The following is a 22,027-nucleotide window of genomic DNA, read 5'->3' on the forward strand; positions in this document are numbered from 1 at the left end:
GTTAGCCCTGTAGCAGCGCCATGCTCTGTTGGATCTCACGCACGATTTCTGCCTCGCTCCAGCTTTCCATTACCGTTGAGAATGGCTCAAACGCGTAGATGCCTTTATAGCCCATTGCTTCCAGGCGACGTACCTGAGACACACTGTTTAGCAGGTCCCCCTCGCTGATCATAATGCGCTCTTCATCCGTCAGTTCACTGGTCGGGCGGTCATCCTCCACGCCGGAGAGATGAACAAGTCCGATACCGGCGATATCAATGCCGCTTTCAAACTCTTCTTCCGCCTTTTCATACAGATGGTGATGGAAGGTATCCAGCAGCAGTTTAAAAGGAACGCGCGCGTCGCGAATGAGCGCCTGCGTCTGAACGGCAGAACGCAGAGAGCTGACGGGAAAGCCCAGCGGCTCAACCAGGCCTTCAATGCCATATTTCTCAAAAAGCGGCGCCAGCTTCTGCAAGGCGCTGACGGTTTCCTCCGGACTAACCGGCGTACCGTCGTTCAGTGGACAGAGCACCAGCGCTTTTGCCCCCACGCCCCTGGCGTCTTTCAGCAGGCCTTCAGTTTTCGCTAACAGCGCATCGTCAGGCTGGTTAAAGGGATAAACGGCGTTAATGGTGACAATCTCCAGGCCATAATGCTGCGCCAGCGCGCTGACTTCGGCATGGCTCAGATGATCCGTCACCTTACCGCCGCGCATATCATTACGCAGTTCAACTTTGGTCAGGCCAAGATCGTGGACCACCTTAAAAAATGCGTCTATGCCCAGATTAGGGGCGATTTTACGATTTACACAAAAACGGGATGATTCGATGGCCATTTTGCAACTCCTGCTGAATGTAATGAGAGTAGGGTGGATCCCTGCAAGCCTGATTTCTGACGGTGAGTTATCTTCGATGGGCATAAGAGAACATTTATTTCACTAATGGTGAATATTGAAATTTAAATTTTTAGATCGCTCTCTCAAAATTTCGTCTTTAGCCGCATGACTGAGGGGGAAAACCCCCCTGAATGGCCCAATGATTTGATGAGTTATACCGCTGCCCCCTGACGGTTAAGACCCTCAAAACTTAAGACTATTCCTTAGGTTAACGCGACTCGCGCGGGGCGGTCTCTTCTTTAGTAATTGATTGCATTCTAAAAAGTGAAAATGCGATCCACTGCACTAAAAATGAATTTTCTAAAGTTTAATATTTGAAAAATTCATTCCAATATAATACTGTCATTTCACGCATTGGGCAGTTATGCAGCCAGGCAACGGACGCTTACCAGCGGCTGCCTGCAGGGAATACTCACATCTAAGAGGCCAGAACATGACTATCGTAGGAAATTTTATTGGCGGGAAAACGTCTCTGAGCGCCAGCAATGAAACCATTCCGGTTTACGATCCTGCTACCGGTAAAACGGTTCGTGAACTTACTCAGAGCACCGCAGAAGAGGTGGCTAAAGCGATCGAAGTGGCACACAGTGCCTTTGAAGAATGGTCCCGCACCTCACCCCTGCGTCGCGCTCGCGTGCTGTTTAACTTCAAGAACCTGATGGAACAGCATCGGGAAGAGCTGGCTGCTCTGATCGTCAGTGAACATGGAAAGGTGTGGTCTGATGCGCTGGGTGAGCTGACGCGTGGAATTGAAGTTGTCGAATTTGCCTGCGGTATTCCCCACCTTATTAAGGGTGAAAATTCAGCTGACGTGGCAACCGGGGTCGACAGCTATTCCCTGATGCAGCCGCTGGGTGTGGTCGCGGGAATAACCCCCTTTAACTTCCCTGCAATGGTGCCGCTCTGGATGTTCCCCATCGCGCTGGCCTGTGGCAATACCTTTGTTCTCAAGCCCCCTGCGCTGGACCCGTCTGCCTCAGTACGCATGGCGGAGCTGCTGACCGAAGCGGGCCTGCCGGATGGCGTATTCAACGTTGTTCACTGCTCAAATGAAGATGCAGAGCAGCTGTATAAAGATCCGCGCGTGCAGGCGGTAAGCTTTGTCGGCTCATCTGGCGTGGCCGAGCATATCTATAAAACGGCCAGCGCTCACGGTAAGCGTGTGCAGGCCTTTGGTGCCGCGAAAAACCACGCCATCGTCATGCCCGATGCGGATTTGGATGCCACCGTCAATGCCATCATGGGCGGAGCATTTGGATCGGCGGGTGAGCGCTGTATGGCGCTGCCGGTAGTGGTCGCGGTCGGGGACGATACGGCGGACAAGCTGATTGCCGCCCTGACGCCGAAAATTAAGGCGCTGCGCGTGGGGCCTGGTATTCAGAAGGGCAGCGAAGAGAACGAGATGGGGCCGGTGGTGTCCGCTGCGCACCAGAAGAAAGTGCTGGGCTATATCGACAAGGGCGTTGAAGAGGGGGCGAAGCTGGTCGTGGACGGCCGTAACTGTCAGGTATCGGGCTATACCGAGGGTTACTATGTAGGCGGCACGCTGTTTGATAATGTCACCGCTGAGATGGTTATCTGGCGTGAAGAGATTTTTGGTCCGGTGCTGAGCATCATGCGCGCTCCGGACTACGCCAGCGCGCTGAAGCTGGTCAACAGCCACGAATTTGGCAACGGCAGCGCCATCTTTACCAGCAATGGCCACACCGGACGCGACTTTGTGCGTGAGGTTCAGGCGGGCATGGTTGGAGTGAACGTCCCTGTACCGGTACCAATGGCATTCCACAGCTTCGGTGGCTGGAAGCGCTCCGTGTTCGGTGCGTTAAACGTCCACGGGCCGGATGGCGTACGTTTCTACACCCGGATGAAAACGGCCACGGTACGCTGGCCGAGCGGGCAGAAAACCGTGTCTGAATTCAGTATGCCAACGCTGGGATAATCTCCGTTTAGCGAAAGTCACAGGCGTTGCGGTAGGCGTTAACAACCCGGCAAAGCAGGATTTATTGCCCCGGTTTTGTTGATGCGGCCGCCGCGTCTTTTTGGTCACAATATAAGGAGCAGCAGAATGTCATTGCTATCCAAAGTAAAGCAGCCGGATGCGCAGGGCCGTATCCAGCACGTCACGCCGGAAAGTGCGGGCTGGCGCTACGTCGGCTTTGATGCTTACCAGTTGAAAAAGGGTCAGACTCTGAATCTGGAGAGCGGCGACAGGGAACTTTGTCTGGTACTGGTCGCCGGTATTGCATCAGTTAAAACGCAGAAAGCTGAATTCCCCGCCATCGGCAAACGTATGTCTCCATTTGAACGTACGCCGCCCTATTCAGTGTATGTTCCGCATAATGACAGGGTTGAGGTTCGTGCTGATACAGACCTGGAGCTGGCCGTATGTAACGCTCCTGGCCATGGTTCACTACCTGCTCGCCTGATCTCCCCCGCGGACGTAGGCGTTGAGCAGCGCGGTAAGGGCAGAAATAAGCGTCTGGTACATAATATTCTGCCGGATAACGAGCCAGCCGACAGCTTGCTGGTGGTAGAAGTGTATACCGACGAAGGTGACAGCAGCTCTTACCCCAGTCATAAGCATGACCAGGAAAATTCAAACGAAACTTACCTGGAAGAAACCTACTATCATCGCTTCGATCCCGAGCAGGGTTTTGCCATGCAACGCGTTTATACGGATGATCGCACGCTGGATGAATGTATGGCGGCCTATAACCGGGATGTGGTAACCGTGCCACGCGGTTATCACCCCGTAGCAACGCTAGCAGGTTACAATAATTACTACCTCAACGTTATGGCTGGTCCTGTACGCCTGTGGAAGTTCACCTGGGAAAAGGATCATGCCTGGGTTAATAGTGATGCCTATCCGCGCTGAGTCTGGCACCCATTCAGCTTAACCTAAGGGGCATCTGCGCGTTTGCCCCTTTAAAAGGTCCACGCGGCGCCCAGAGTGGCAGCCCAGGGGGACTCAAGATTTTTCCCCTTTGAGTAGCTAATGTCGCTATGCAGTGACAGATTTCCCTTCGTTCGGATATCAATTCCAGCCTGATACAAGCCTCGTGCGCCGCCTTTACGGTGAGTAAAGCGGTTATTAGCGATGGTGACGTGATTTGAATTGATGGTTTCATGAAGCGCAGCAGCTTTAGCGTAAGGTTTTATGCTATTGCCATAGACCATCACAGGAAGGCCAAGATTTATTCCAATTTCACTGGTTAGATTGCGTTGAATACCATTATTGGCCTTCAGCCCGTTTGAAAGTTGATAGGTATTATCGGAATGATTGGCGAATGCCGTCACTGCGCCATAGGGCGCGAGATAAACCCGGGAGAGAGTAAAGTATTTCCCTGTCTGGATATTTAAGCCCATATCTGTCGCCCGGAAGAGGCCATTGGCTGCGGTACCACCGTTCATAAAGGCGTTAATATCGTTGATGAAACGGCTGAATTTCACGATACCTTCACCATAGTATCCGTTGCTATCAGCATAGCTGAGATAGCCCCCCGCAGTATAAGCATCCACATGCCCTGTTCCGCCGCCCCGGCTAAAGTCTGTGGTCGCACGATCGAAAGCCAGGAATAGCCCACGGGTGAACGATCCTGAGCCCGTTTCAGACGTTGCATCTATGCCTAACATTATACCGTTCTGTTTTAGCCTGTAATTGGCATTTTCAATAACTTTGACGTTGTAACGGCTATTGTTGAACCTGCCCCACACTTCAGTATCGTGCGGAACCTGCCTTATTTCTTCCAGGCGTCCACGGGCTGTATTCATCTGCTCGCTGGAAATAATGTTATCGACGGTACTCATCGCAAGAATAGCGGCGGCACTGGGAGTCACCGTCTTGTTGCCATGATCAGGCTCGTCTGGGACAGGAGGGACAGGTTTATTGTCCGGATCTTCATCTGGCGGCGTATTCTCATCGGGATTAACGATATCCGTATTTTCCTCGGGCAGCCTGTTATCCTCAGGGTCATCGACATCCGGTATATCATCCTGCTGATAGGGAGAGAGTGCCCAGCCATTTTTACCCATTCTTACCAGATAATATTGATAGGTTCCAACGTCCACGACCTGATTTTTGTTTAGTAAGGTGAACGTCGCACTTCCTCCACCCGTTTGAATAATCTGAAGGCTGGCATCCGTCAGGGGGGTTTTTCCGAAGTCATAAACTTTAATGCCAAATTCACCATTTGCACTTCCACTAATGTTTAAAAAATCTCCCTTCAGTGATGCCAAATCCGTTATGATTTCAAACGTGCCCTGACCTGAAAGCGTAGTGGTATTTAACCGGGTAAACCAGGGTTTACCTTTTAAATCTAAGTTGTAAAGCGTCATTATCCCTTCGCGTAGATTTATCGAGGCTATAGTGTATTCTGCAAGAGTGTCAAGATATCCTCCATGGAAAAAAGCCTCGCTTTTATCAAGTGAAAGATGCATGGCGCGAGTGTCAGAAGTTATATCAATCTGTATAAGCGATCCGTTTTGCAGGTAGACCTTCCCAGAGACCACTCCTCCCATGAAGACTTCCATTTTACCTTTGTAAAGCGTGGCGTTATTGACCTGCCCTCCAACGCCGATATTATAGATCATACCCTCGTTAATACGATAATCATCGTACAGATATACATCAGACGAATAGCCCCCTTTCTCAATTATCTGCATTCCCTTCGTTATGACAGTATTCTGCGCCGATCCCCCTTGTTGTATAATCTGAATCCCATCCCGAATGTTGCTATCAATCACATTGCCGAGCACTTCTTGCGTGCCATAAATCTGCTCACCCACAATACTTTGACCCGGCGCCACGATGGAAGGCAGTGCCTGTACCGGGTAACTTTCTGAAAAAAAGAGTAGTAGTGCTGGCCAGTGGAAGTGGAAGTGGAAGTGGCGGTTGCGGATTTTCATCATTGGTCCTTAATTTTTAGAACGCCGGGATGGGGTTATCCATAAAGGCGATATCTGGCTTTACGGGTATACCGGAGTCTGATCCCCAGATGTTGAGAAAATATCTACTTTAGGGCTATAACTGGCGCGATATCTAATGTTTTCCAGTAAGGCTGGAGTAATGATCCGGTGCAAAGCATTGTCGGCGTGAAGGCAGCGCTGCCCCTGGTTTATGACCTTTACTTAATTCTAAAATTAATAAGCGATATTTAAATTTTTTCGGATAAAAGTATATAGATAAAATTCTAAATAATTCCATTTAAACGCTCCCGTTTATGGGGGATGACCTCAGGTTTCCTGTAATCAGACCCTTTTATAAACATTTATGGAAATATCATCCCATAATGATGCTATTTTTTAATATAACGTTAAATGTTTGTTATAGGATGCTAATGCCTGCTATGTTAATTATTCACGGTGAAAGTTTAGCAGGTGTAACTATATCCGCTTTATTTCTGCAATGATTTTTACGCGGGCGATGATATGACTTATGAGACAGGAGAATAGTTACTGAAAAAAAGGGCATGTTAATTTGGTTGTCAGGAGGGCCAGTCGGCTGCCAGGATCATCAGAAACAGAGCGGGTTTTATGGTATATAACTATCTGAATACGCTGCGAAGGGCAGCACTGGGGCGTTATCACAAACCAATGCTGGTGTACCGTTGGAAGAGTCCTGCAGCACGAAACTGGTAGGGTATAAGGAGGGCGAAATGCTCTGGCTGGTTTTAAAATATGCCGTTACGGCTGGCATGGTTGTACTTATTTCAGAGGTGGCGAAACGCAGCGATCGTCTTGGGGGCCTGATAGCGGCTCTGCCGCTGGTCACCGTGCTGGTGCTGATCTGGATGAAACTTGAGGGGCAAAATCAGGAGAAGATTGCGGCACATGCGTGGTATACCTTTTGGTATGTCGTTCCCACACTCCCTATGTTTATCATGTTCCCCTTTTTTTATCAGCGCTGGGGATTCTGGCCTACGCTGGCTGCCAGCTGCGGTATAACGATCATTATTTTCCTTTGCTGGGCCAGCCTGCTCCGCCGCTTTGGCATTGATTTGATGTAAGCAGGGCAGATTCAGCGGAGATGATATTGTTTTGATATCAGGGCGTTTAGCCGCTGGGGTAGTGAATTGATGTGAGGGCGGCGCAACGCGTCGCCGCCCGGCCTGCGTACGGGCCGTCAGGCCTCAGCATTATTTAGCGCCAGCGAGACGGCCAGCGTTTGAGCAAGACAAAGTGAAGCCACCTGAGAGCGAAAACCGTCTACCTGCGCTTCACGTATCACAAAGCATACATCGCTGAAGGCCGCCAGCGGGCTGACCTGGCTGTCAGTAATCGCGATAAGATGCGCGCCGCGCCTGGCACCCAGTTCAACCAGTTCGACAGCCTCACGTGCATAGGGAGAATAGCTGATGGCGATTACCACATCCTTAGGGTTAACCATGCTCAGCTGCTCGGTAAACATTCCGCCCAGGCCATCAATCAGAAAAGCACGGCGCTCAAGGTGCCGCAGCGCATAAGTCAGGTATGAGGCCACGCTGAAGGAGCGGCGCAGGCCAATAACATAGATATTCTCTGCCTGATCCAGCAACTCTACGGCTTTATCAAGATGCTGTGGGTTGGTTTGCATCGCCAGCTGCTGTAGCGCCTGTGAGTTTACCATGGTGAATACATTGAGGATTTCTGCGGGCGTTTCCGGTGGGGTTGCCGTTTCATCAATGGCTGTCTGGCGGAAGAGTCGTGCGCGTTCGGTATAGTTAACCGTTTCCTCCATCAGATGCTGACGGAAAACCTGTTTCATTTCATTGAAGCCGCTAAAGCCAAATGCATTGGAAAAGCGGATCAGCGTAGAGGGCGGAACGTCTGCCTGCTGAGCGATAGAGGCAACGGTGTCGAAAGCGATGCTGTTGCTATTATCTAAAATATAGCGGGCCACCTGTTTGAGGCGTTTACTCAGCGTATCGTATCGACGACGAATGTCGTCCTGTAACAGGGAAAGCTGCGTCGAGTTATTAGTCATTACTTCGGCTCGCTGGTCAAAAATTGTGATGTTCTTCTGTACGCTATTCTATCAGATGAACAAAAAATTTCACTTGCTAACGCAAATACGGTGCTTTATTTCATCGGGATATGAAATCAATCACAAAACATCGGACCAGTTACGCATAAAACATTAACCGGCACGCAAAACAGAGATAACAGTAACAGCAAAAGTAGACAAAGTGGCGGGGAGAAACGTGAGGTATTAAGCAGCGAATGGGAGTAAAAGGGGGCGAGTTTCGCCCCCTTTGGATGTGGCACTGCCATTTAGCTCTGGCGCGTTGGGCGCACCTGACGCCAGTAATCAATCAGCGTCAGATAGTTGGATTTAACCTGCGCTATCAGTGCATCATCATCTAATTCACCCTGCAACCACTGCCGGGAAGGCTGGCCGAAAATCGTTCTTCCCACGGCGAATCCTTTCACCCACGGTGCTTTGGCCGCCGCAGCAAAACCGGCTTTAAGTTTCTCTTCCGACGCATCCAGCCCCAGAATCAAAATACCGCGGCAGTGGGGATCCTGCTGCTCAATCAGGCCACTAATGGCTTCCCAGCTCTCCAGAGAGAGCGGCGGCAGCTTCCACCAGTCCGGCTGAATACCCAGCGAATAAAAATGGCTCAGCATGTCGAAATAATACGATTCCTTTTTATCTGCGTTATCCTCGGGAAGGATGACCTCCAGCAGCAGTTCATGGCCAGATTTGTTACATCCCTTCCAGACGTCAAGGATCAGCTCATCCTGCTCGTGGCGCAGACCGGCTTCATCGTGAGGATGGTAAAACACCAGGCATTTCACAACGTGCTCCTGGGGCCAGTCAATCAGCTGCGAACCAATATTACCGTGCTCAAGCCGCAGGGGGCGGGAACCCGGCATCTCAATCGGACGTCCGATCCACCATCCTTTACCCGTAATGGCATTCAGGGCTGGCTGACCGTAAGTTGTGTCGGCCAGAATACCGCTGCGGTTATCGAGGCCGGCTTCACCGGCCGCTTCCTCTGCGGCCCTCAGCAGCAGCGTTTTCAGCTCCGGCAAACGTGAGGCATCCACACCTGCCTCATCGGCCATATCAAGCAGCTGCTTACGATGGTCAAAGGCAAAGACGCACAGCTCTTCCCATTTTTGCTTACGCGAAGTGACGCGGTGGAGGTGGTTAAGACGGCTATCCAGATCGGGACGCTTCACCTCTTTTTCGCGGCTGAGGAAGTCATCAAGCTCTGCACGGGTCGGCATGGCGGGCGCGCAACCGTGACGTGATACCACCAGGGCACCACAGGCATTGGCGTAGCGGCAGGCCTGCTCCCAGCTCTCATCATTTAGCCAGCCGCGTAAGAGACCGGACATAAAGGCATCCCCTGCGCCCAGCACATTCAGTACCTCTACGCGAACGCCACTCTGTAGCGCCGTCTGCTCCCAGCTGTCGGGTATCGGGCCTTCCAGCACCACGCAGCCCATCGGCCCACGCTTGCAAACCAGCGTGGCTTTAGTGGCCTGCCGCACATTTTTTAATGCGGTAATCGTATCGGTGCTGCCACCGGCAATATGGAATTCTTCTTCCGTCCCCACCACCAGATCAAAATAGTGCAACACTTCCTGTAACTGCTGGGTGACATGCTGCGATTCAACAAAGCGCGTCTCACCGTCGCCTAATGACGTCAGGCCCCAAAGAACCGGACGGTAATCAATATCCAGCGCGGTGCGCAGGCCATGACGACGGGCGATATCCAGCGCTTTCAGCACGGCGGCACGCGTATCGGGATGCGACAGATGGGTACCGGTCACCGCAACGGCGCGGGCGGAGGTAATATATTCTTCGTCGATATCATCGGGGACAAGACCCATATCTGCGCAGTTATCACGGTAAAACACCAGTGGGAAGGTGTCCTGATCTTTGATCCCCAGGATCACCAGGCCCGTCAGACGTTTTTCGTCCGTAATCAGGCACTGGGTATCTGCTCCCACCCGCTGAAGCTCCTCCCGCAGGAAGCGGCCCATATGTTCATCGCCAACGCGGGCCAGCATACCGGACTTCAAACCCTGAATAGCGGTACCGTAGGCGACATTACCGGACGAACCGCCAAGGTACTTAGAAAATGTGGTCATATCCTCAAGGCGGGCACCGATTTGCTGGCCATAGAGGTCAACGGCTATGCGCCCGATACAAATCACATCAAGCCGTTTTTCTTGTGTACTCATACCTGTTTTTCCTTCTGTCATAAGCCACCTCTGCCGCGCCTCTCCAGCGGGTGTCTGGAGCGCCACGTGCTGGCGATTGGATTTGCTATGTTCGTCAGTATGGGGAATGAATATTTCAATATCAATATAAAATGAAATTAATACCCCAAAAATGTGAGGTGGCTAAAACTCTGGGAGGAGAGATTTAGCCAGTGAAAATCACCGGAAAAGGTCAAAGATTTGGGACGGTTTTTTTAGGGAATAAGGAGGAATCTGTAACGTCAGGAAACGATTGAAATGAAATGAGTTTCCCGCCTTAACACGCCTTCGTTCTGCGGGCTTTCATTTTTGCAGGTGAGATCGCACTGGTCGCGCTGCTTTTCACTGAGAATTTGATCTCACTCGCAAAATGAAACGTTTCTTCTGTAATTATATTTTGTGGAAAAAATATTTGTTTATAATCGCCTCACGTTTCATTTACAGCCGTCGCCTTCATCAGCATCCGTGGCGACCACCAACGCGAATCACGGCTGGCCTTTGCGCCGCTGTACCGTTAAGGAAGAGCAAATGGGTAAGATCAGATTAACCACGGCACAGGCGCTGGTAAAATTCCTGGATAACCAATACCTCTCGGTAGATGGCGTTGAGACCAAATTTGTTAAAGGGATTTTTGCCATCTTCGGCCATGGCAACGTGCTGGGGCTGGGTCAGGCCCTTGAGGAAGACAGCGGCGACCTGGTGGTGCATCAGGGGCGTAACGAACAGGGTATGGCCCATGCTGCCATCGGCTACGCCAAGCAAAAGCTGCGTCGCGAGATTATTGCCTGTACCTCTTCAGTCGGCCCGGGTGCGGCCAATATGATTACCGCGGCAGGCACCGCCACCGCGAACCGCATACCTTTATTACTCCTGCCGGGCGATGTCTTCGCCACGCGCCAGCCCGATCCGGTTTTGCAGCAGGTTGAGCAAAGTCATGACCTGAGTATCAGCACTAATGATGCCTTTCGCGCCGTCAGTAAGTACTGGGACCGCGTTAACCGTCCGGAACAGCTGATGACTGCCTGTATTAATGCCATGCGGGTGCTAACCGACCCCGCAGAAACCGGCGCGGTAACGCTTTCGCTGCCGCAGGACGTACAGGGCGAAGCCTGGGACTATCCCGATTATTTCTTTCAGAAGCGCGTGCACATCCTCGACCGTCGCCTGCCGACTGAAGCGCAGCTGGCGGTAGCGTTAAAGCTTATCGCCGGCAAGCGCAAGCCGCTGATTGTCTGCGGCGGTGGCGTTAAGTATTCGGGAGCGGGCGATGCACTGCGTCAGTTTGCCGAACGTCATCAGATCCCCTTCGCCGAAACGCAGGCGGGTAAGGGAACGCTGATCTCTGACCATCCGCTCAACGTCGGCGGGGTCGGGGAAACCGGCTGCCTGGCGGCCAATTTACTGGCCAAAGAGGCCGATCTGGTGATTGGCATTGGTACGCGATATACCGATTTCACTACGGCCTCAAAATGGATTTTCCAGAATCCGGACGTCAGCTATATCAATATCAACGTCAGTAATTTCGACGCCTGGAAGCTGGACGGCGTACAGGTGGTGGCTGACGCCAGAGAGGCGATTACCGCGCTTGACGGGCGGCTGGCAGCCCAGGGGTTTAGCAGCGGCTGGGGCGAGAAGGTGGATCAGGCGCAAAGCAGACTGCTGAAAGAGACCCAACGCGTCTACCAGGCCGTCTATAGCAATGAAGGCTATGTACCGGAAATTGACGATCATCTGGATCGCGAAGCGGTCTTTGCTGAATTTAACCGCTTAACCGACTCCTTCCTCACCCAGAGCAGCGTGCTGGGAACGCTTAACGAGCAGCTCCCAAAGGACGCAGTGATCGTCGCCGCTGCGGGTAGCCTGCCCGGCGATCTACAGCGCGTCTGGCGCAACAAAGATTACAACGGTTACCACGTTGAGTATGGCTACTCCTGTATGGGGTACGAGGTCAACGCCTCGCTTGGGGTGAAACTGGCCGAGCCGCACCGCGAAGTCTACACCCTGGTAGGCGATGGTTCGTTTATGATGCTCCACTCAGAGCTGGTCACCTCGATTCAGGAAGGTGCCAAAATCAACGTGGTGCTGTTCGATAATATGACTAACGGCTGCATCAACAACCTCCAGATGGAGCACGGTATGGACAGTTTCACTACCGAATTCCGCTTCCGTAATGCCGAGGGGGGCAAACTGGACGGGGGCTTTATACCGGTCGATTTCGCCGCGATTGCCGCCGGATACGGTTGTAAAACCTGGCGTGTCTCTACGCTGGCCCAGCTTAAGCAGGCGCTTGAGGAGGCGAAACGCTCACCGGTTTCCACTCTGATTGACATCAAAGTGCTGCCGAAAACGATGGTGCACAAATACTTTAGCTGGTGGCGAGTGGGTGGGGCGCAGGTATCGAAGTCTGAACGCGTCGATGCCGTAGCCCGCATGCTGAATGAGCATATTGATCAGGCACGTAAATACTAATTCTTTCATCTTAACTCTGAATGCTCTGCGCGGCGCTCCGTTTTGTGATCCGCGCGACACCTTACCTATCCAGGAGATCGTATGACTTTGAAACTTGGCGTAATCGGCACCGGTGCAATTGGTCAGGAACATATCCGCCGCTGCAGTAAAGTCCTGCAGGGCGCGAAGGTTGTTGCCGTGTCTGATATTAATCTTGATGGTGCGCAAGGCGTCGTCAGCCGTCTGGGCCTGGAGGCAGAAGTGTATGCCAACGGCCACGATGTGATTAACGCTGCGGATGTTGATGCCGTAATCATTACCTCCTGGGGGCCGACTCACGAGGAGTTTACCCTGGCTGCGATTGCCGCGGGCAAACCGGTATTTTGTGAAAAACCGCTGGCGATGAGCGCCGAGGGTTGCCGCCGGATCGTTGAGGCAGAGGTGGCCTATGGCAGGCGTCTGGTGCAGGTTGGTTTTATGCGCCCCTACGATGCGGGCTATCGCGCGCTAAAATCGGTGATTACGCAGGGTGAAATTGGCGAGCCGCTGATGCTGCACTGCGCCCATCGTAATCCAGCGGTGCCGGAAAGCTACACCACCGATATGGCCATTACCGACACGCTGATCCACGAACTGGACGTACTGCGCTGGCTGACAGATGATGATTATAAATCTGTACAGGTAGTCTTCCCGCGCTCCACTAAAAACTCCCACGCAAAACTGCGCGATCCGCAAATCGTCCTGTTTGAAACCCACAAGGGCGTACGTATTGACGTCGAAATTTTTGTTAACTGTGCCTACGGCTACGACATTCAGTGTGAAGTCGTGGGTGAAACAGGGATTGCCCGCCTGCCTGAGCCTGCTTCGGTCCAGATGCGCAAAGAGGCCAAACTGGCGACAACCATTCTGACCGACTGGAAAGACCGCTTTATTGATGCGTATGACGTTGAGCTCCAGGCTTTCATTAACGATATTGCCATCGGCCAGCTTCAGGGCCCTTCAGCCTGGGATGGCTTCGCCGCCGCCGTGGCCGGAGATGCCTGCCTGAAGGCGCAGGAAAGCGGACAGATTGAACCCGTCGAAATGCCACCACGCCCGGCTTTCTACAACCGCTAATGCTTCACTGGCGCCCCGCTTAGTCCGGGCGCTTATAACAGATCTACGTTCTCGGGAGTTTGCGATGAAAATTGCTTTTGATGTGGATGTCATCAGGGATATGGGCATCACCAAAATGGTCCATCAGGTGGCCGACTGGGGCTATAAATATATTGAGCAGTCCCCCCACCCGCAGATCAACCCATTCTACAAGCATCCTAAAGCCAGCCGTGAAATCATCACCGAGTATAAAAACGCGCTGCGCGAGACCGGGCTGGAAATCTCGTCCTACATTGTGGTCTATCGCTGGTCCGGGCCGGATGAGGCGCGTCGCCAGGCTGCGGTGCGTAACTGGAAAAGGATGATCGAAATCGCCGTTGAAACTGGCGTTCAGGTAATCAATACCGAGCTTTCAGGTACGCCGAATGAGCCAGAAATTTGTGAAGAGATGTTCTATCGCTCAATGGAAGAGCTACTGCCAATTGTCGAGCGCGAGGGTATCCGCATCGAAATCCAGTCTCACCCGTGGGATTTCTGTGAAGAGAATAATGAAACCTCGGATCTGGTGAAATCCTTCCGCAGCGAGAATGTGAAATACCTCTACAGCGCGCCCCATACCTTCTTTTATGACAAAGGAAAAGGGGACGTCAAAAGTATGCTGGAGTACGCAGGAGCCGACCTCTCACACGTACTGATAGCCGATACCATGAACCACACCAAGCACTGCCGCTATATCGTTAATCCGCCGGGCGTTGATGCCACCATCCACCAGCACGTAGGCGTTGGTGAAGGCGAAGTGGATTTCGATACGCTTTTCCAGACCCTCCGTGAGATGGACTTTGCCAACCGCAGCTACAAGGTGGGCGGTGAATCGATTATCGCTTCTTCATTGTTCGGCTACCCGGAAAAAATGAAGTATCAGGCAGTGGAAACGCGTGAACTGATCGAGCGTGAACTGCTTAACCGATAATACCGGGCGGCATGGGCCGCCTTTGCGAACGTTGAGGCATAAAATGAACAAAGATCACGTGAAGCTGGCGATAGCGCCGATTGGCTGGACTAACGACGATATGCCAGAGCTGGGCGGAGAAAATACCTTCCAGCAAATCGTCAGCGAAATGGCGCTGGCTGGTTTTACCGGGAGTGAAGTGGGCAGCAAATATCCTCGTGACCCGACAGTGCTTAAACCCATGCTGGAGATTCGGGGCATAGAGATCTGTAACGCGTGGTTCAGCACCTTCTTCGCAGACGGCGAGCGGGCAAAAACCATTGACGAATTTATCAACCATCGTGATTTCCTTCATGCAATGGGCGCAAAAGTAATTGGCTGCTCGGAGCAGAGTAAAAGCATCCAGTGCACCACGCTGGGTGTCCTGGAGGAAAAGCCGACCTTCACCGATGCACAGTGGCAGCTCACCGCGCAGGGCTATAATGAACTGGCTGCGCTGGCCGCAGAAAAAGGCATGCAGGTTTGCCTGCACCACCATATGGGTACAGCGATTCAGACCGCGGAAGAGATTGACCGTTTTATGGCGATCACCAATGAAAACGTCTTTCTGCTGTTCGATACCGGTCATGCTTACTACTCAGAGGGAAGTCAGGAAAAAATGCTGGCTATCCTGAAAAAGCACCTGCCCCGCATTAATCACGTCCACCTCAAGGATGTGCGGGATGAGGTGGTTGCACGGGTACGCAGCGAAAAACTCTCTTTCCTTGATGGGGTAAGAAAAGGCACATTTACCGTACCAGGAGATGGCGTTATTGATTTTATGCCGGTCTTCACGCTGCTGGACGAGGCAGGCTACAAAGGCTGGATGGTGGTTGAGGCGGAGCAGGATCCTGCGATAGCGAATCCGTTTGAATATGCGGTAAAAGCCAGGAAATATATTCGCGAGCATGCCGGGCTGTAAGCATTAAGCGACAGCGGTAATGACTCAGGCAGTATCCGATAAAGCAGTATCTGATAATGCAGTATTCGATAAAGCGATATTTAACAAAGCAGTCACCAACAACAAGCCCCTGTCATTCATGTCCGCTCCCGTTGAATACTCAACGGGAGCGGGCCAACAGTGCCGGGGCTTTTGTGTTATTTCAGTGCAATGGTATTGATGATTTTTTCGGCATCGGTCTGTGACTGCTGCTGATTATCTGCCGGCAGCGTAATTTGCAGCGTTACCAGTTTGCCATCAGCCTTAGCCAGCACCACGGAGGACCATGATGACTGGTTCTTAGCGGAAATTACCGTATCCAGCTGCTGTCCAGGCTGCCCTTTCAGGTTTACAGACTTGTTGCTGACCACCTGCAACTGCGGATCGCGGTTACGCTGCTGCTGTTCCAGGCGTTTGGACAGGGCGTCCAGGCTTTCGGTAGTGGCATCGCCTTCAATCACGATAATCGCCTTTTGGCCTGATGCATCGGCGTAAACGTGCATATTATTCGCCTGGGTGCCCAGCTTGCCGCTCTGATCGGACATGCCCGCTGGCAGGGTGAAGCTCAGTTTACCATCCAGCAGAGTCACATTCTGGCTGGACTGGCTGCTGCTCACGCCATTGTCATCGGCTGCGGCTTTATCATTTTTGCCGTCGCAGGCGGTCAGTCCAACCACCAGCAGGCTGATTCCGGCATATTTCAATAAATTACGCATCATGATCCCTTTTACGTTAGTCATATGACTGATTTAGCTACCTATAAAATCGCAATCGGCGGGTAAAAGCAACCGACTCTATTTTAAGAAAGCAGCTTAGCCGAAGTTAACCTGTGCGCCAGTGGATTTTTCCGCAAGGCGCTTAAGGAACGCATTCAATAGCAGGCCATAGGCTGGCAGGAAGAAAATCATGCAGACGATTACTTTGAAGCTGTAGTCTACAAGGGCAATTTCCACCCAGTTTTGCGCCATAAAAGGGTCGGGACTTTTGTAAAAGGCGATGAAAAAGAAGGCGAGCGTGTCGCTAATGTTGCCCAGAAACATCGCGGAGGCTGGTGCTATCCACCAGCGCGGTAAGCGGCGCAGCCGGTTGAAGACGTGGACATCCAGAATTTGCCCCAGGGCATAGGCCATAAAGCTGGCACAGGCGATGCGGGCAACAAACAGGTTTGGCTCTCTTAACACGGCAAAGCCCTGCCATTCGCCCTGATAATAGAGCGCGGAGACGGCATAGGAGATAACCAGCGCCGGGACCATTACCGCCAGAATAATACGGCGAGCAAGGGGAGCGCCGAAAATGCGCACGGTCAGATCGGTGGCCAGGAAGATAAAGGGAAAGCTAAATGCACCCCAGGTGGTATGCAGTCCGAATACTGAAATCGGTAGCTGCACCAGATAATTACTGGAAGTAATTACCAATACATGGAATAGCGAGAGCCAGACCAGCGCAAACGTACGCTGACGGGGAGAAAGTGGAATCATTTTATGACCTTTTTGAATATTGGGGTGAGGGAACCCAAAAAACAGGCTTAACGCTTAACGTAAGCAGTGCGCGGGATCTTACCGAAACAGGGTATCAATGCAATGAGTAATTTTTACGCAAACGTTTACTACCAATGCACGGCCTGATAAATACCCAGGCACCGTTTCGCTGGTAAGTGGCATATCGGTGCAACCCGCAAAATGGGCTACCTTGCAGATAACGCTACGGCGGGTAAAATAGTCGCCAGATTGAACGTCCCCCTGATGAGATGACTATGAGCGATCGGTTCGCAAATCCTGACCAGACCCTGAATGCGCTGGGCCTTCGCTGCCCTGAGCCGGTAATGATGGTGCGTAAAGCCGTGCGCCATATGCAGGAGGGTGAAACCCTGCTGATTATTGCGGACGATCCCGCCACCACCCGCGATATCCCGGGCTTCTGCCGTTTTATGGAGCATACGCTGCTGGAGCAGTTCACCGACGAACTGCCCTTTAAATATCTGCTAAAAAAGGGGCTGTAAAAGAGCGGCCAAAATGCAGAAGGGGCATTCTGGCCGGAAAGCTAATTTTTACGTAAAAGCCGCAGTGCGTTAGCCGTCACCAATGCTGTAGCGCCTGAATCCGCGAGTACCGCCAGCCATAACCCGGTGAACCCCAGCAGCGTGGTCAGCAGGAAAATCCCCTTTAGCCCCAGCGCAATAGTGATGTTCTGCCGAATATTGGCATGGGTCGCGCGTGACAGGCGGATCATGGCCGCAATCCCATTAAGGCGGTTATGGGTCAGTGCCGCATCTGCTGCTTCCAGCGCCACATCGCTTCCGCTTCCCATCGCAATACCTATGGTCGCAGCCTTCATTGCTGGCGCATCATTGATGCCGTCACCCACCATGGCCAGCGGCTGGTGGCTTAGTTCAGCGATAACTGCGACCTTATCAGCAGGCAGCATTCCCGCACGATAGTCAATGTTAAGCTCACCGGCGATGGCCGCCGCGGCGCGGGCGTTATCCCCCGTCAGCATCATGCTGTGAATGTTCATGGCGCGGAGCTCGTCCACAGTGGCCTTTGCATCCTCCCGCAGGGTATCGCGCAGGGCAATTAACCCGATTGGTTGGTTGTCTTCAAGCATCACTACGACCGTATTCCCAGCCGACTCAAGCTTGAAAACCTGGGCTGACTGTTGCTCTGTCAGCCTGTTTGGCGTCAGCCTGCCCGGCGCAATTATCAGAAGTGTGTGTCCACTTACTATCGCCTCAATTCCCGTCCCGATAAGCGTTTTCTGCCCGGATGCCCTCGGGACGTTTAACTTCAGCTCTGCGGCTCGTGCGACTATAGCCCGGGCAAGAGGGTGAGAAGAACCGGTTTCAACCGCCGCCGCTTTCGCCAGCAGCAGGTTTACATCCTCCTCATTAAGGGCGATAAGCGTTGTGACCACCGGTTTACCTGCTGTCAGCGTACCGGTTTTATCGAAAGCGATAGTGCGAATAGCGCTGAGACGCTCCAGCGCGGCACCGCCTTTAATCAGCGCACCGCGCCGGGTTGCCGCAGCCAGCGCCGAGGTGATCGCCGCCGGGGTTGAGATCACCAGTGCGCAGGGGCAGCCAATCAGCAACAGCGCCAGCCCTTTATAAATCCACGGCTGCCAGTCGGCTGACAGTAACAGAGGGGGGAGGAGCGCCACCAGCAGTGCCAGCGCCATGATGGCTGGCGTATAGATACGGCTGAAGCGATCGAGAAAGCGAGCAATCGGTGCCCGACGCTCCTCAGCCTGCTCGATCAGATGAAGAATGCGGTCAATGGCGCTTTCTCCGGGCTTTGAGGTAACCGTAAGCCTGACCGGGCGATCGATACTCAGACAGCCTGCGGAAACCGGCTCCCCCTGCTGCCGCTCTACAGGCATAGATTCACCGGTAAGGGCGCTTTCGTCGAAGCTTGCGAAAGTATCAAGGAGTTTTGCATCGGCCGGCAATCGCGCGCCCGGCGCCACTTCGATAATATCTCCTGGATTTAGCGAACTGACTGCGACGGTCTCCCGGCGCTCGCCCTGGAGGCGTACCGCCGTATCCGGTTGCAATGCCATCAGGGCATTTACCCCGCGCCGTGCGCGACCGGCTGCGAAGGCCTCAAGCCGTTCGCCCAGCATATAGAGTATCAGCACCGTGGCGGCTTCCGCCGTGGCGCCAATCAGCAGCGCGCCTGATGCAGCAAGAGTCATCAGGGTTTCAATGGCGAAGGGCGAACCGCTTTTTATCAGCCGAAAGGCCCGGCGGCCCGTGGGCCAAAGCCCGAACAGCGTGGTCAGGGTGAAGGCAACCTGCCCGGCCTGAGCACTCACTGACTGAATGAGCCAGCTGGCAAGCAGCAGCAGAGCGAACAAAATTAGCGTGCGGTTTTCCCACCAGAACCCGGCAGGCTCAATTTGTTTTATCGGCGTACCGCTGCGCGTCAGGCTGAAACCTGCATAGCGAACGGCATCTTCAACCTGTACGCGGACATCCTCACTCGCTTTTACTATCAGCTTTTGTGTGGCAAATAGGACCCGTCCCTCGGTGACCGCGCTAAGCTGCCCCACCGCCGTTTCGATTTTCCGCGCGCAGGCGGGGCAGTCCATGCCAGAAATTCGCCAGCGGTAGCCTTCATGCTGTGCGTCACTGTCGCTATCGTCGTCCGGATCGCTGGCGGGTACCGCGCTGCCAGAGCAGTCGCTGCAGGTGATATCAGGCGAGAGAGTATTCACTGACGTGATTTTTCCCATTGAAGCCAGCGGGCGAGAATGAGGACGAAATGTCGTCCTGGCCAGGCACTTCCCGCAGGCGCAGGGCGTAGCGTGCTGATGCATATTGCCTCCTGATGAAACTGGCGGGAACGCCCCGCCGGTGACATCTTACACTCTGGAGTAGACTCCAGAGTCAAGGCTTAGCGGTTATGAGAGGTAAAGTGAGCGTACGATCATAAAGTGTCCCGCAAAGTAGCAGGCGGCAACGATGGCGCTGTCAGAGGTAAAGCGACGGCGATAATGGCTGATAAACCAGACAATATTGGCCAGCAGCAGCAGCGACGTGCCTACCATAATGGAGAAACTCTCATCTCCGGGGCGGAAAAAGTACTGTTCTGCGGCCAGCCAGACCATCAATAACGTCATGCCAATAAAAGTACATACTGGCCAGCGCAGCTCCTCCAGACGAGTCCAGATGCTGGCGATAAGCGCCACGCCAATGATCAGTACCACCAGCGGGATCGGCCAGAAAAAGCTCAGGGTCATATGACTGGCAAAACAGAGGGTATAAAGCAGATGCGACAGGAAAAACGCCCCGATGGCATACAGCATGCGGCGATTGGGCAGCAGCGTCAGCGCGTCGCCAATCAGCGTGGCGAGCAGCCCGAAAAGAATCAGATAGTCGGTAGTATTAAGAACCGGTGCCTGCCACGCCAGTATGAGCAACAACAGCAGTGTAACGGGTTTGAATACCCAACGCTGCCACTGTGGCCCCCGATAGGAAGCATCAACGTACAGCCAGCCGGAAAAAAGAACCGCCAGAAACGACCAAATCATAATGTGTCCCTTTGTTTTTTAGAGGTAAAACCTCACAATTCTCACTCCAGTCTAGGTCAGGTCAGACCGATGTGACAATGGGAGCGGTCTGGTTGTATCCTTACTGGCCGTAAAATTTATTGCTTAATTTATGAAAGAGGACGAAGAAAATCATGAAGCCTCCCCTCATTTTTATCATCATACTGGCGGTGATTGCCGTGATGGCTACGCGGCAGTTTATCCGGCGGCGGCGTGAGGTCGCGGTTAACGATGCTTCTCCCGTCAGGGCGTTGCCGGTAATGGTGAAGGAGAAGCGAGAAGTCCCCGTGCCAAACCGGCGTTCACGCCAGCGGGAAACGATTCCGGTGGAGGCGATGCGCTATGAAGCCTGGTTTCGGCCCCTCAACGGCGCGGGTGATTTTAAACTCGTCCTGCAGGCGGGCGATTTTCATCAAATTGATCGGGGAGTGAAGGGCGAACTGAAGGTTAAAGGAACGCGTTTTATCTCTTTCTCACCCCGCTGTGATGCCGTGCGATAAAGCCCGTCAGCGGGTATACGTGACCTGAAATGGACATTTCAGGTCAACGCGTGAGAACGCTTTTTCTGCGAAGATTACTTTTTCGGCAGCTGTTTTTTTTGCCATGCAAGCAGCTCAAATACGCCGAAAAAGAAGATTTTGATCTGCACCAGTCCGCTGAGCGATGGCCCGCCTTTCGGCTGGGTGGCCCGCATCAGTACCAGCTGTAAGCCATGCATAAGCACCATAAAAATCAGCGCGACGTTAACAAAATACTTTAGCGGCGTGGGGAACGGGTGCACCAGGTTAAGCAGCAGAAATGCCCACACGCCCGTCATCAGTATGCGTCCCAGATTAATCAGCATCACTCTCTTCCTTTTCAGTGGTATGACGAATATACAGGCGATAAGCAACCTGGCCGGCGATCTTTTCCCGATGCAGCTGCCAGCTGGCGGGGACCGGCGGCAGACCGTTTTCTACTTCGCTCTCTACGTATATCAGGGCTTCATCGGCCAGCCAACCCTGGGTCTCCAGCAGCGTTAACGTCTGCTCCAGCAGACCCTTGCGAAACGGCGGATCGATAAACACCAGATCGTGCGGCTCGCCCTGTTTTGCCAGCCACTGTAGCGTATTGGTATGAACGACCCTGCCCGTTTTCGCTCCCAGCGTAACCAGGTTTTTCTCCAGCTGCTGCGCGACCGGGCGCTCCAGCTCCAGGAGAGTGGCAGAGGCCGCATGGCGTGAAAGCGCCTCCAGACCCAGCGCGCCGCTACCGGCAAAGCAGTCCAGGCAGCGCGCGGCCTGGATATCGGGTGCCAGCCAGTTAAACAGCGTTTCACGCACGCGGTCGGTGGTTGGACGCAGGCCTGCGCTGTCCGGTACGGGAAGTTTCCTGCCGCGCCACTGGCCGCCGATAATACGGATCTGTCCGGCGCTGTTGCTGCTGTTCTTTTTATTCATGC

Annotated in this window: 19 protein-coding genes; 9 read left to right on the forward strand and 10 right to left on the reverse strand. The window is 53.1% G+C overall.

The features are described from left to right. Position 1 precedes the first annotated feature (1 nt). Positions 2-817: a TIM barrel protein gene (locus ACLRGG_RS06895; RefSeq protein ID WP_416249023.1), complete on the reverse strand. Its 816-nt coding sequence runs from the start codon at positions 815-817 to the stop codon at positions 2-4. A gap of 493 nt (positions 818-1,310) precedes the next feature. Here ACLRGG_RS06895 and ACLRGG_RS06900 point away from each other — a divergent pair, with 493 nt between their 5' ends. Together ACLRGG_RS06900 and iolB are read left to right on the forward strand one after the other, a co-directional pair. Next, entirely contained in the window at positions 1,311-2,816 is a 1,506-nt protein-coding gene (locus tag ACLRGG_RS06900) for a CoA-acylating methylmalonate-semialdehyde dehydrogenase (protein ID WP_416249024.1), read from the forward strand. Between the two features lie 126 nt (positions 2,817-2,942). Beyond that, a complete protein-coding gene (iolB, locus tag ACLRGG_RS06905) occupies positions 2,943-3,752 on the forward strand; it encodes a 5-deoxy-glucuronate isomerase (RefSeq protein ID WP_416249025.1) in 810 nt (269 codons plus the stop codon). A gap of 50 nt (positions 3,753-3,802) precedes the next feature. On the opposite strand, the gene ACLRGG_RS06910 is transcribed toward iolB, so the two are convergent. Continuing rightward, positions 3,803-5,782 (reverse strand): autotransporter outer membrane beta-barrel domain-containing protein, encoded by a 1,980-nt coding sequence (locus ACLRGG_RS06910; RefSeq protein ID WP_416249026.1) that lies wholly within the window; start codon positions 5,780-5,782, stop codon positions 3,803-3,805. A 749-nt stretch (positions 5,783-6,531) separates the two neighbouring features. Between ACLRGG_RS06910 and ACLRGG_RS06915 the strand changes: the two genes are divergently transcribed. Further along, entirely contained in the window at positions 6,532-6,882 is a 351-nt protein-coding gene (locus tag ACLRGG_RS06915) for a DUF3147 family protein (RefSeq protein WP_416249027.1), read from the forward strand. A gap of 116 nt (positions 6,883-6,998) precedes the next feature. Here ACLRGG_RS06915 and ACLRGG_RS06920 read toward each other — a convergent pair whose 3' ends face one another. Together ACLRGG_RS06920 and ACLRGG_RS06925 are read right to left on the reverse strand one after the other, a co-directional pair. Further along, entirely contained in the window at positions 6,999-7,838 is an 840-nt protein-coding gene (locus ACLRGG_RS06920) for a MurR/RpiR family transcriptional regulator (RefSeq protein ID WP_416249028.1), read from the reverse strand. A gap of 287 nt (positions 7,839-8,125) precedes the next feature. Beyond that, entirely contained in the window at positions 8,126-10,051 is a 1,926-nt protein-coding gene (locus ACLRGG_RS06925; protein ID WP_416249029.1) for a bifunctional 5-dehydro-2-deoxygluconokinase/5-dehydro-2-deoxyphosphogluconate aldolase, read from the reverse strand. Between the two features lie 546 nt (positions 10,052-10,597). Here ACLRGG_RS06925 and iolD point away from each other — a divergent pair. The 4 genes from iolD (at position 10,598) to iolE (ending at position 15,522) form a co-directional block, all read left to right on the forward strand. Then, a complete protein-coding gene (gene iolD / locus ACLRGG_RS06930; protein ID WP_416249030.1) occupies positions 10,598-12,538 on the forward strand; it encodes a 3D-(3,5/4)-trihydroxycyclohexane-1,2-dione acylhydrolase (decyclizing) in 1,941 nt (646 codons plus the stop codon). Between the two features lie 81 nt (positions 12,539-12,619). After that, positions 12,620-13,633 carry a bifunctional inositol 2-dehydrogenase/D-chiro-inositol 1-dehydrogenase gene (gene iolG, locus ACLRGG_RS06935; protein WP_416249031.1) on the forward strand — a complete coding sequence of 338 codons (1,014 nt, stop codon included), beginning with the start codon at positions 12,620-12,622 and terminating at the stop codon, positions 13,631-13,633. A gap of 64 nt (positions 13,634-13,697) precedes the next feature. After that, positions 13,698-14,582: a sugar phosphate isomerase/epimerase family protein gene (locus tag ACLRGG_RS06940; protein ID WP_067700024.1), complete on the forward strand. Its 885-nt coding sequence runs from the start codon at positions 13,698-13,700 to the stop codon at positions 14,580-14,582. A gap of 43 nt (positions 14,583-14,625) precedes the next feature. Then, the gene (gene iolE, locus ACLRGG_RS06945) at positions 14,626-15,522 is read left to right on the forward strand and encodes a myo-inosose-2 dehydratase (RefSeq protein WP_416249032.1); all 897 of its coding nucleotides are present in this window, start codon (positions 14,626-14,628) and stop codon (positions 15,520-15,522) included. Between the two features lie 176 nt (positions 15,523-15,698). On the opposite strand, the gene ACLRGG_RS06950 is transcribed toward iolE, so the two are convergent. Together ACLRGG_RS06950 and ACLRGG_RS06955 are read right to left on the reverse strand one after the other, a co-directional pair. Then, the gene (locus tag ACLRGG_RS06950) at positions 15,699-16,256 is read right to left on the reverse strand and encodes a DcrB family lipoprotein (protein WP_416249033.1); all 558 of its coding nucleotides are present in this window, start codon (positions 16,254-16,256) and stop codon (positions 15,699-15,701) included. Positions 16,257-16,352: 96 nt separating this feature from the next. Beyond that, positions 16,353-17,018, reverse strand: a complete 666-nt coding sequence (locus tag ACLRGG_RS06955; protein WP_416249034.1) for a 7-cyano-7-deazaguanine/7-aminomethyl-7-deazaguanine transporter — start codon at positions 17,016-17,018, stop codon at positions 16,353-16,355. Positions 17,019-17,293: 275 nt separating this feature from the next. On the opposite strand from ACLRGG_RS06955, the gene tusA reads away from it, so the two are divergent. Beyond that, positions 17,294-17,539, forward strand: coding sequence for a sulfurtransferase TusA (tusA, locus tag ACLRGG_RS06960; RefSeq protein ID WP_416249035.1), 246 nt, complete (start codon positions 17,294-17,296; stop codon positions 17,537-17,539). Between the two features lie 41 nt (positions 17,540-17,580). Here the strand turns inward: tusA and ACLRGG_RS06965 are convergent, their stop codons facing one another. Beyond that, positions 17,581-19,770 carry a zinc/cadmium/mercury/lead-transporting ATPase gene (locus ACLRGG_RS06965; RefSeq protein ID WP_416249134.1) on the reverse strand — a complete coding sequence of 730 codons (2,190 nt, stop codon included), beginning with the start codon at positions 19,768-19,770 and terminating at the stop codon, positions 17,581-17,583. A 168-nt stretch (positions 19,771-19,938) separates the two neighbouring features. Then, on the reverse strand, positions 19,939-20,568 hold the full coding sequence (locus ACLRGG_RS06970) for a lysoplasmalogenase (protein ID WP_416249036.1): 630 nt from the start codon (positions 20,566-20,568) through the stop codon (positions 19,939-19,941). Between the two features lie 152 nt (positions 20,569-20,720). Here ACLRGG_RS06970 and ACLRGG_RS06975 point away from each other — a divergent pair, with 152 nt between their 5' ends. Beyond that, on the forward strand, positions 20,721-21,086 hold the full coding sequence (locus ACLRGG_RS06975) for a DUF2500 domain-containing protein (RefSeq protein WP_416249037.1): 366 nt from the start codon (positions 20,721-20,723) through the stop codon (positions 21,084-21,086). A gap of 74 nt (positions 21,087-21,160) precedes the next feature. Here the strand turns inward: ACLRGG_RS06975 and ACLRGG_RS06980 are convergent, their stop codons facing one another. Then, a complete protein-coding gene (locus ACLRGG_RS06980; RefSeq protein WP_416249038.1) occupies positions 21,161-21,430 on the reverse strand; it encodes a DUF1145 family protein in 270 nt (89 codons plus the stop codon). Then, positions 21,420-22,025 (reverse strand): 16S rRNA (guanine(966)-N(2))-methyltransferase, encoded by a 606-nt coding sequence (rsmD, locus tag ACLRGG_RS06985; RefSeq protein ID WP_416249039.1) that lies wholly within the window; start codon positions 22,023-22,025, stop codon positions 21,420-21,422. Before rsmD ends, ACLRGG_RS06980 begins: the two co-directional genes overlap by 11 nt. Between the last annotated feature and the right edge of the window lie 2 nt (positions 22,026-22,027).

Origin of the sequence: Erwinia sp. PPS120 (genome assembly GCF_047918655.1) — a bacterium.
GTDB classification, from domain to species: Bacteria; Pseudomonadota; Gammaproteobacteria; order Enterobacterales; family Enterobacteriaceae; genus Erwinia; species Erwinia tasmaniensis_A.

Excerpts from the sequence above, each read along its gene's own strand:
- ACLRGG_RS06920 (WP_416249028.1), bottom strand. The coding sequence starts at position 7,838 with ATGACTAATAACTCGACGCAGCTTTCCCTGTTACAGGACGACATTCGT.
- ACLRGG_RS06940 (WP_067700024.1), top strand. The coding sequence starts at position 13,698 with ATGAAAATTGCTTTTGATGTGGATGTCATCAGGGATATGGGCATCACC.
- rsmD (WP_416249039.1), bottom strand. The coding sequence starts at position 22,025 with ATGAATAAAAAGAACAGCAGCAACAGCGCCGGACAGATCCGTATTATC.
- ACLRGG_RS06915 (WP_416249027.1), top strand. The coding sequence starts at position 6,532 with ATGCTCTGGCTGGTTTTAAAATATGCCGTTACGGCTGGCATGGTTGTA.
- tusA (WP_416249035.1), top strand. The coding sequence starts at position 17,294 with ATGAGCGATCGGTTCGCAAATCCTGACCAGACCCTGAATGCGCTGGGC.
- ACLRGG_RS06955 (WP_416249034.1), bottom strand. The coding sequence starts at position 17,018 with ATGATTCCACTTTCTCCCCGTCAGCGTACGTTTGCGCTGGTCTGGCTC.
- ACLRGG_RS06980 (WP_416249038.1), bottom strand. The coding sequence starts at position 21,430 with ATGCTGATTAATCTGGGACGCATACTGATGACGGGCGTGTGGGCATTT.
- ACLRGG_RS06910 (WP_416249026.1), bottom strand. The coding sequence starts at position 5,782 with ATGAAAATCCGCAACCGCCACTTCCACTTCCACTTCCACTGGCCAGCA.
- ACLRGG_RS06900 (WP_416249024.1), top strand. The coding sequence starts at position 1,311 with ATGACTATCGTAGGAAATTTTATTGGCGGGAAAACGTCTCTGAGCGCC.
- ACLRGG_RS06975 (WP_416249037.1), top strand. The coding sequence starts at position 20,721 with ATGAAGCCTCCCCTCATTTTTATCATCATACTGGCGGTGATTGCCGTG.
- iolB (WP_416249025.1), top strand. The coding sequence starts at position 2,943 with ATGTCATTGCTATCCAAAGTAAAGCAGCCGGATGCGCAGGGCCGTATC.
- iolD (WP_416249030.1), top strand. The coding sequence starts at position 10,598 with ATGGGTAAGATCAGATTAACCACGGCACAGGCGCTGGTAAAATTCCTG.
- ACLRGG_RS06950 (WP_416249033.1), bottom strand. The coding sequence starts at position 16,256 with ATGCGTAATTTATTGAAATATGCCGGAATCAGCCTGCTGGTGGTTGGA.
- ACLRGG_RS06970 (WP_416249036.1), bottom strand. The coding sequence starts at position 20,568 with ATGATTTGGTCGTTTCTGGCGGTTCTTTTTTCCGGCTGGCTGTACGTT.
- ACLRGG_RS06925 (WP_416249029.1), bottom strand. The coding sequence starts at position 10,051 with ATGAGTACACAAGAAAAACGGCTTGATGTGATTTGTATCGGGCGCATA.
- iolG (WP_416249031.1), top strand. The coding sequence starts at position 12,620 with ATGACTTTGAAACTTGGCGTAATCGGCACCGGTGCAATTGGTCAGGAA.
- ACLRGG_RS06895 (WP_416249023.1), bottom strand. The coding sequence starts at position 817 with ATGGCCATCGAATCATCCCGTTTTTGTGTAAATCGTAAAATCGCCCCT.
- ACLRGG_RS06965 (WP_416249134.1), bottom strand. The coding sequence starts at position 19,770 with ATGGGAAAAATCACGTCAGTGAATACTCTCTCGCCTGATATCACCTGC.
- iolE (WP_416249032.1), top strand. The coding sequence starts at position 14,626 with ATGAACAAAGATCACGTGAAGCTGGCGATAGCGCCGATTGGCTGGACT.